Origin of the sequence: Agathobaculum desmolans ATCC 43058, from assembly GCF_000701665.1 — a bacterium.
In the GTDB taxonomy this organism is placed as follows: domain Bacteria; phylum Bacillota; class Clostridia; order Oscillospirales; family Butyricicoccaceae; genus Agathobaculum; species Agathobaculum desmolans.
Genome location: NZ_JNJN01000036.1, coordinates 20,971 through 29,015 on the forward strand (window position 1 = coordinate 20,971; position 8,045 = coordinate 29,015).

The 8,045-nt window shown below is 55.2% G+C and carries 6 protein-coding genes and 1 pseudogene; 2 read left to right on the forward strand and 5 right to left on the reverse strand.

Annotated elements, in window-relative coordinates; all coding sequences use genetic code 11:
• Positions 1-14 precede the first annotated feature (14 nt).
• From T363_RS0109785 to T363_RS0109800, 4 genes are all read right to left on the reverse strand, one after another.
• Positions 15-1,139 carry a CobW family GTP-binding protein gene (locus T363_RS0109785; RefSeq protein WP_031475391.1) on the reverse strand — a complete coding sequence of 375 codons (1,125 nt, stop codon included), beginning with the start codon at positions 1,137-1,139 and terminating at the stop codon, positions 15-17.
• 243 nt (positions 1,140-1,382) lie between these two features.
• Positions 1,383-3,224, reverse strand: coding sequence for an LTA synthase family protein (locus T363_RS0109790; RefSeq protein WP_031475393.1), 1,842 nt, complete (start codon positions 3,222-3,224; stop codon positions 1,383-1,385).
• 82 nt (positions 3,225-3,306) lie between these two features.
• A complete protein-coding gene (locus T363_RS15180) occupies positions 3,307-3,921 on the reverse strand; it encodes a VanZ family protein (protein ID WP_051643210.1) in 615 nt (204 codons plus the stop codon).
• Positions 3,922-4,228: 307 nt separating this feature from the next.
• Complete coding sequence (locus T363_RS0109800) at positions 4,229-5,098, reverse strand: AraC family transcriptional regulator (RefSeq protein WP_031475397.1); 870 nt, start codon at positions 5,096-5,098, stop codon at positions 4,229-4,231.
• Positions 5,099-5,286: 188 nt separating this feature from the next.
• Between T363_RS0109800 and T363_RS0109805 the strand changes: the two genes are divergently transcribed.
• Both T363_RS0109805 and T363_RS0109810 read left to right on the forward strand, forming a co-directional pair.
• Positions 5,287-6,201 carry a sugar phosphate isomerase/epimerase family protein gene (locus tag T363_RS0109805; RefSeq protein ID WP_031475399.1) on the forward strand — a complete coding sequence of 305 codons (915 nt, stop codon included), beginning with the start codon at positions 5,287-5,289 and terminating at the stop codon, positions 6,199-6,201.
• 377 nt (positions 6,202-6,578) lie between these two features.
• Positions 6,579-7,463: an SPL family radical SAM protein gene (locus T363_RS0109810; protein ID WP_031475401.1), complete on the forward strand. Its 885-nt coding sequence runs from the start codon at positions 6,579-6,581 to the stop codon at positions 7,461-7,463.
• A 333-nt stretch (positions 7,464-7,796) separates the two neighbouring features.
• Here T363_RS0109810 and T363_RS15850 read toward each other — a convergent pair.
• A pseudogene (locus T363_RS15850) lies at positions 7,797-8,045 on the reverse strand (DDE-type integrase/transposase/recombinase); the annotation flags it as partial.

Below are 8,045 nucleotides of genomic sequence, written 5' to 3' on the forward strand. Positions count from 1 at the left end.
ATCGTGTTCCCTCCTCAGGCGATGCCGAACAGGCCGGCAATGCGCTCTTCGTCCAGTTCTGAGCCGATCACGCACAGGCGGCCGGTATAGTCTGCCGCGCCGCGGCGGACTTCGGGCGCACCGGGCACGTAGTCAAAATGCAGCCACGCGCCGCCGTCCGCTGCGGGCACGATCCCCTTAGCACGCAGCACCATGCCGAGCGAGGGATCGCCCAAGGCAGTCAGCGCAGCGGTCAGCTCCTCCTCCGTATATCGGTGCGGCGTTTCTGCGCCCCATGAGGTAAACACTTCGTCTGCGGCATGGTCGTGGCCGCAGCCGCAGTCGTGCCCATGATGATGGTGATGATGCCCGTGGTCATGGCAGCCGCAGGTGCAGTCCGGCCCGTGGTCGTGCACGTGGTGATGCGCATGCGTATGTTCGTGGTCGTGCTCGTGATGGTGCTCATGCTCATGCTCGTGGTCGTGATGGTGCTCATGCTCGTGCTCGTGATGATGATGTTCATGATGCGGCGCGTGCGCGATCTCTTCCAGCACCTCGGCTACCAGATCGCGGCTGCCCTCCATGGTTTCGAGCAGCTGCGCACCGGTCAGCTCCTTCCAGGGCGTTGTAACGATGCGCGCGTGTGCGTTCAGCCCGCGCAGCATGGACACGGTCTCCTCCAGCCGGCCCGCGGGACACTCCGCCGTGCGGGAAAGCAGGATCGCGCCGGCATGCGCCACCTGATTTTCGAAAAATTCACCAAAGTTTTTCAGGTACATCTTAGCCTTGAGCGCGTCCACCACCGTAACAAAGGAGTTGAGCGTCACGTCCAGATGCGCGTTCTGCACCGCTGCGATCACGTCGGACAGCTTACCAACGCCGGACGGCTCGATCAAAATGCGGTCGGGATGATACTGCTCCACCACATCATGCAGCGCCTGTCCGAAATCGCCCACCAGAGAACAGCAGATGCAGCCTGCGTTCATTTCGTTGACAACGATGCCGGCTTCTTTCAGAAAACCGCCGTCAATACCGATCTCACCGAATTCGTTTTCAATCAGCACAACCTGCTCCCCTGCCAGCGCATCCGCCAGCAGACGCTTGATGAGCGTGGTCTTGCCCGCGCCGAGAAAGCCCGAGATAATATCAATTTTTGTCATATTTTTCGCCTCATTCAGTCATTAAATTGGTGCTTATTTATTAGTATACCACCTTTGCCGCAAAAAGAAAAGGGGAAAGGTTAGCATGAGCTAATAAGGTGAAATTGTTACACAAACGCAGCAAAACCGGGGTATTTCTCTCCCCGGTTTTACTATTTCGTTCCGCTTTCCCACCATTACAGCACTGCCGATCGGGAAAACAGTTTTCAGCCTGTCACAGACTCGTTCATCCGCTTTGAAAAGTCAGTTCTTCTGCACTCGTGCGTAGTAATCCGTATCCAGAATGGCATCGTTTACCTCGCGGAAGCGCTGCGCAAACGCGCTCATTTCCGCAATTTCCTCTTCCGTCATCCCATCGTTCCAGCGGATCTCGCCCTTTTCCACATAGGCCTGATCGGTCAGCCAAGTACCGTTCGGAAATACCGCATAGCCTGGATAAGCCGGGTCAAACGCATCGCGTCCCATGGTGGGCGGCTCGGGCAGGCCAAACAGATTGGCCAGTGTCGGCAGTAAATCCACGGTCTGCAAGGTTTTGGTCACGGTCTGGGGCTTGCAGCCCGGATACCAGATAAAGCAGGGGGTGCGCTCCAGCAACCGTCCGCCTGCTGCTTCCGAATATTCCTCCAGCACGGCACGGTCGGTCACGCCGTAGGCATAGTGGTCATCATATACGCAGAACACGGTATCCGCCAGCACACCGTCCTCCTCGAGCCGTTCAAGCAGACGGGTAAACATATCATCGGTCATCCGCGCCTTGGCAAACAACCCGTTGATCTCATAGGGACGGCTGTCATCCCGATAAGCCGGATACCGTTCAAGCGCATACGTTGTCAACGCATCCTTTTCATCATATCCCAGATGGCCGCTGTACGTAATGATAAAATCCACAAACGGCTTGCTGTCTGCCATGCGGCTGTACAGCGCATCCGTATCGATCAGGAAGCTGTCCACGCTTGCCGCCAGATCGTCCCCCGTTTGGTCGAGCGCGGAATAATACTGCTCATACCCGAAGGCGCGATGCATGGCCCCGCGGTTATAGAACTGCGCTTCACTTTTATGGAAGGAACGGGCTGTATATCCCTCCTGCCCCAGCAAGCTTGCCATACTGTACGGAAAAGCGCTGCGGCTGAGCGAATATGCCACATTGCCGTTTGCATAGGGATACACGCCGGTCTGCGCCGCGAATTCGGTATTGAACGTATAGCCGTTGGAATACTGCGGTGTGTAAAATTCGGAAAAATTGATGCCCTCACGCTGCATTTTGGCAAGTGTCGGGGTGTTTTCTTCATTCAGCACAAAATCATCAATGCTTTCCAGCTGCACCATCACCAGATTTTTGCCGCGCAGCAGGCCGGTCATTTCATTCTCCGTATGGGCGGGGCGTTCCTCCAGAAAGACGGAAATCTCCTCCAGTTTTTCCTGCTCTGCCGGGTCAGGCCGGATCGACAGCCACGCATCCCGGAACACAAACTGATACGGGCCGGCCAGTGCCACATCATAAGTAGAGGAGGTAAAATTCTCATATTCATAGCCGCTTATTGCCCATGCATCCCAGCCTAACTCCTCGGGCACCGGATCATACAGCCGCGGGGCAATGATCTGCGCAGCAAAAAAAACGGTCAGCAGCACCGGACAAGCCTTGCGGCGCACCCCTGCCGAAGAAGGCGGCAGCAGCAGCGTACCGATCACACCCCACAGCAAAAAGGTCAGCAGTACCTTAATATAACGCTGATCCACCAGTTGGCCGACATAGCCTGCAAAATCCAGCCCCTCGCCTGCGAGCATAAAATCCGACAGGAACAGGAAGCGGTCAAAAATGCGCCAAACGCTGTACTGCACCACGGCATAAATCATCCACACGCCATAAATCAGGCCGTAGGCCAACCGGCCCCGGCGGCGCGGCAGCAGCGCCAAACATACAAACAACGCACCGAACCCCAGTGAAAACAGGCTGGGCGGCAGTTTATCCATCGAATACCAGCCGCCGCAGTTGGTTGCCACACGCAGCGCGCGATCCATCATCAAAAAGGGGATCACCGCCAACACACAGCGCAGGATCCAGATCAGTTTACTGTATTTTTTCATAAATCAGCCGTCCTTCTTATTCATAAAAGACAGTATACGGCAAAATCCATGTAAATGCAATGTAAAAAACAGAGCGCTTTGCTCAGAATCCATACAGCAAACCGGCGGCAGACAGCTCATCGAACAGCAGAAAGCGCCCCAGCAGCACAGCCGCCGCACAGAGCAGCAGTATTCGGCGCTCCCGTCCGGCCAAGGCATCTGCCCGACAACGCGCCCGGAACAGCAGCCGCCATACCGCATACCCCAGCACGGCTCCCAGCGTATTCATCACCAGATCGTCCACGTCCGTGCTGCGCAGATTCAGCAACTGGCTCAGTTCGATCAGCAAAGAGAACCCCAGTCCTGCGGCAGCAACCCGTCCCAGCTTGCCCCATCCTGCACCCAGCATCGGCATCAGCATTCCAAATGGTACAAACAGCACGATATTCAGCACATATCCCACCGGATCGACCGTCCGTGAGAACGGAAGCAGATTGATCTCCTGCCATTGCCCTGCCATACCGAACTGTATCCCATTATATAAGGTACCCGCACCGGTTACGTGCAGCACCAGTGCCAGATACAGCATAGCCATACCAAGCAGCATCCTGATCCGCCGCGTTGTTCCGCTCCGTCCCATGCCGTATACGGCATACAGAGCCGCGCACGGCAGCAGCCCGGATGCCAGCTCATATCCCGTCAGCAAACAGGTTTTCATGTAAGATCCCTCCCTGCTGTTCAGCTTAGCACGAAAATCTGAAGAAACGCATCGGAAAAATCTTAAGATTTACGAAACAGCCCGGTTATCAGTCTGTCGAAAAAGCATTTTGTTGATACGTTTCACCAATACGCGCGGCAGTGCGCATCAAACAGCATTTGCAGCGCAAATGCATAAAAAGTCAGGACATGCGCCTGACTTTTTATACTTTGAGAGAAAAAAAGTTTCTACATAGGAACTTTTTCTCGTCCATGTTTGGCGAAGTCCAAACATAGATTGTCGGAAAAACGAAGTTTTTCGACAGTCTCTATACCGGATACTTGCGGAACACACCGGGCGGCACGCCGACATGTTTCTGAAAGCTGTGGATAAAATTCTCCTCACTGTTATAACCTACGGTATAGGCAACCTCCTTTACCGAAAGCCGCGTAGAGGTGAGCAGATATTTTGCCTTATCGATCCGGCGCAGCACGATATACTCATAGGGGGAATAACCGGTGCGCGCCTTGAACTGCCGTGAAAAGTGCGACGGGCTGAGACTGACCGCCTGCGCCGCATCCTGTACGCTGATCGGTTCATACAAATGCCGGTTCATGTAGCGGATGGCCTGCGCGATCCGGTCGCTCCCATCCTGTGCCGGCGGCGTATCATCCAGCAGCAGCAGGCACAGCAGGCGATGCACCATTTGAGAACAGGCGGCCTCGCTCGGCCGTTCATCCGCCGCGCAGCCGCTGAGCAATCCATCCAGCAGGCTGGCAATCTCTGCGCCGCCCGGCGGCGTGAACACCGGCCGGCCGCCGTGTGCCTGTACGATCCGCCGGTAAAATGCCCGCACATTCAGGCCGTTAAACAGCAGCCACATAAATTCCAGCCCATCCGACCCGGCATACTGATACGGCTGGCGGCAGTCGAACAGCACCGCCTGCCCGGCTGCCGCCAGTGTGGGCACGCCCCCGAGCGTCAGCTCCATCGCACCGGCCTGTACCCAGAACAGCATGATATTTTGATTATGGTCGCCCTGAAGGGCAATTTCCGAGCGGTGGCTGAAAGCATACCGGTGGTTGCAGAAGTAATGCCCGCACCGTGTAGGATAATAAAATAGTTCGCGTGCCAGCGAGGATGGGGTAAAAAAGTATCGTTCCGAGGTCTGGTGCACGCCGGTTTCCGGAATCAGCACTGCGATCACGCTCCTTTTCTTTATAGTAACAGACTGCCATAGATACCGCAATATAAAATAGCAGGATTTCGCAGGTATTGGGCGGGTTGTATCATTGGCAAGCCGCATCCAACGCCGTATAATAAAACCAACGAAACAAGGGGAGCACCCCCACACACAACAATCTTTTTGACAAGGAGGAAACGCAAATGAAAATCGCATTTGACGTAGACGTTCTGGCCAAGCAGATGTCCATCAAGGATTACGTGCATAAGGTAGCCGACTGGGGCTATAAGTACATCGAGCAGTCCCCGCATCCGCGCATCAATCCGTTCTATAAGCACCCGCTGTTCTCCAAGGAGTGTCAGGCTGAGTATAAGCAGGCTCTGAAGGAGACCGGCGTTGAGATTTCGTCCTTTATCTGTGTATACCGCTGGTCGGGTCCGACCGAGGAGCAGCGCCAGTTTGCTGTTGCCAACTGGAAGCGCCTGATTGAGATCGCCGTTGACATGGGCGTGCCGGTCATCAATACCGAGCTGTCCGGCGACCCGAATCAGCAGGAGATCTGCAACGGCATGTGGTTCCGTTCGATGGAGGAGCTGCTGCCGATCATCGAGCGTGAGGGTCTGCGTGTTGAGATCCAGTCTCATCCGTATGACTTCTGCGAGCTCAACGACGAGACCTGCGACATGGTCAAGTCCTTCCGTTCCAAGAACCTTGGCTACGTTTACTCTTCCCCGCACGGCTTCTTCTACGATCAGGGCAAGGGTGATGTGCGCCACATGCTTCAGTATGCTGGCGATGAGCTGACCCACGTTCTGCTGGCAGATACCTACAACCAGACCATGGATTGCCGTTACATTGCCAATCCGCCTTGGTTGAACGCACGCGGCAAGTCCGACGTGACCATTCACCAGCATCTGGCGATGGGCGAAGGCGACGTAGATTTCCCGGGCATCTTTGAGACGCTGCGCGACATGGATTTTGCCAACAAGCAGCTGAAGGCTGATGCACCCAAGGCCGGCGGCGACAACATCATCTGTGTCTCCTACTTCGGCTTCCCGGAGAAGATGGATGAGCAGGCTCCTGCCGCACTCGAGCGCATCAAGCGCGAGCTTCTCTGATAAAACCACTCCTTTCTTCCGCATTTCTTTCTGTCTGCCGGCCGTTCCTTCGGGGACGGTCGGCTGTTCTTTTCGATCGAAACCACGCTTTCGATCGAATCTGCGACTGCAAATCGCGCCCTTTGGGCACAATTCTCCGTCGTCTTGTATAAAAACCCACGCACGTGTCGCGGGTTTTTATGAAAATGGCAGTTCACTGCCATTTTCTATTGAATGCGCACTACCGTGCGAAGACTGTTTCGACAAGCTATGCCGGCCGTTTCTTCTGGGACGGTCGGCTTTCTTTTGTGAAAAACCTATCTTTTTCTCCTCAGGCGCTCCTCTATCCGCTCCGATATGGTATACTAATTTCATACCGCTGGAAAGGAGCTGCCGCTATGCAGATGCTTCCCGCCAAAACCATTGTCACCAATACCAAAAGCGCCGCAGGCTGGTTCGGCGCACGCTATAATATGAACATCTACCGCGGCTGCTGCCATGGCTGCATTTATTGCGACAGCCGGTCTGAATGCTACCGCAACGATGATTTTGACACAGTCTGCGCCAAGCAGGACGCGCTGCGCATCATCCGCGACGACCTGCGCCGCAAAACACGCACGGGCGTGGTCTCCACCGGCGCGATGAGTGATCCTTACAATCCTTTCGAGTGCACCGAACAGCTCACGCGCCACGCGCTCGAACTGCTGGCAGCTTACGGTTTCGGCGCCGCCATCGCTACCAAAAGCGATCTGATCTGCCGCGATATCGACATTCTGCGGGAAATCCGGCAGAACGCGCCCGTTCTGTGCAAGCTGACCGTTACCACGGCGGATAACACGCTCGCCCGCAAAATTGAACCGCATGCGCCGCCTCCCTCCGCACGGCTGGATGCCCTCGCCCGGCTGCACGATGCCGGACTGCACACCTGCATCCTGCTCATGCCCGTGCTGCCTTGGATCACCGACACCGAAGCGCATTTGCTGGCCATCGTGCAGCGCGCCAAGCAGATCGGCGTGGATTTTATCTCCCCCGCCCTCGGCCTGACCATGCGCGACCGACAGCGCGCTTACTTTTACGCCGCACTCGATCGGGAATTTCCCGGTCTGAAACAAAAATACATTGCACGCTATGGCACGCGCTATCAATGCGCCAGCCCGCGCGCCAAAGCACTGTGGGCCACGTTCACCCGCGCCTGCGACGAAGCCGGTATCTTTTATCAGATGCACGACATCACCCGCCGTTATCAGCGCGGCTACGGCGCCGATCAATTAACCCTGTATTGATAGAACATACATCCGCTTCCCTGCTTCCCCCAACTGGGGCAACGCATCTGGGTTTTGCAAAAACAGACAGCCGGAGCAGATGATCCGCCCCAGTCAAGGTAGACCGGAGAAATAAATAAAATATAGTGCGGTTATGCTCGCCGTTTCCTTTTTCGGGAGCGGTGAGCTTGTTTATGCAGCGAACTTTTCTTTGTATTTTTGAATACGCTTATTTTCGGGAATGGGATACAGTGCAGGGGCATCGGAGTTTAATGCCTCCGTGCGGACTTCCATCGGAGTGCGGGTTTCAAAGCGCTCCTGGAAACGCTCGTAGTTGTAGAAATGGATGTATTTCTAAATGGCCGAGCGAAGGGATTTCTCGTCCTTGAACGTTTGCAGATAGTACATTTCGGATTTAATGATTCCCCAGAATCCCTCGGTTGGACTGTTATCAATGCAGCGACCCACTCTGGACATGGATTGCTCCATTTCTTGGTTGGTCAATTTGGTCTGGAATACACGACCGGTATATTGGAAACCGCGGTCTGAATGGAAGATGGGTTTGGCGTCCGGATTACTTGCAATGGCTTTGTCAAAGGTTTG

Excerpts from the sequence above, each read along its gene's own strand:
- T363_RS0109805 (WP_031475399.1), top strand. The coding sequence starts at position 5,287 with ATGAAAATCGCATTTGACGTAGACGTTCTGGCCAAGCAGATGTCCATC.
- T363_RS15180 (WP_051643210.1), bottom strand. The coding sequence starts at position 3,921 with ATGAAAACCTGTTTGCTGACGGGATATGAGCTGGCATCCGGGCTGCTG.
- T363_RS0109785 (WP_031475391.1), bottom strand. The coding sequence starts at position 1,139 with ATGACAAAAATTGATATTATCTCGGGCTTTCTCGGCGCGGGCAAGACC.
- T363_RS0109810 (WP_031475401.1), top strand. The coding sequence starts at position 6,579 with ATGCAGATGCTTCCCGCCAAAACCATTGTCACCAATACCAAAAGCGCC.
- T363_RS0109790 (WP_031475393.1), bottom strand. The coding sequence starts at position 3,224 with ATGAAAAAATACAGTAAACTGATCTGGATCCTGCGCTGTGTGTTGGCG.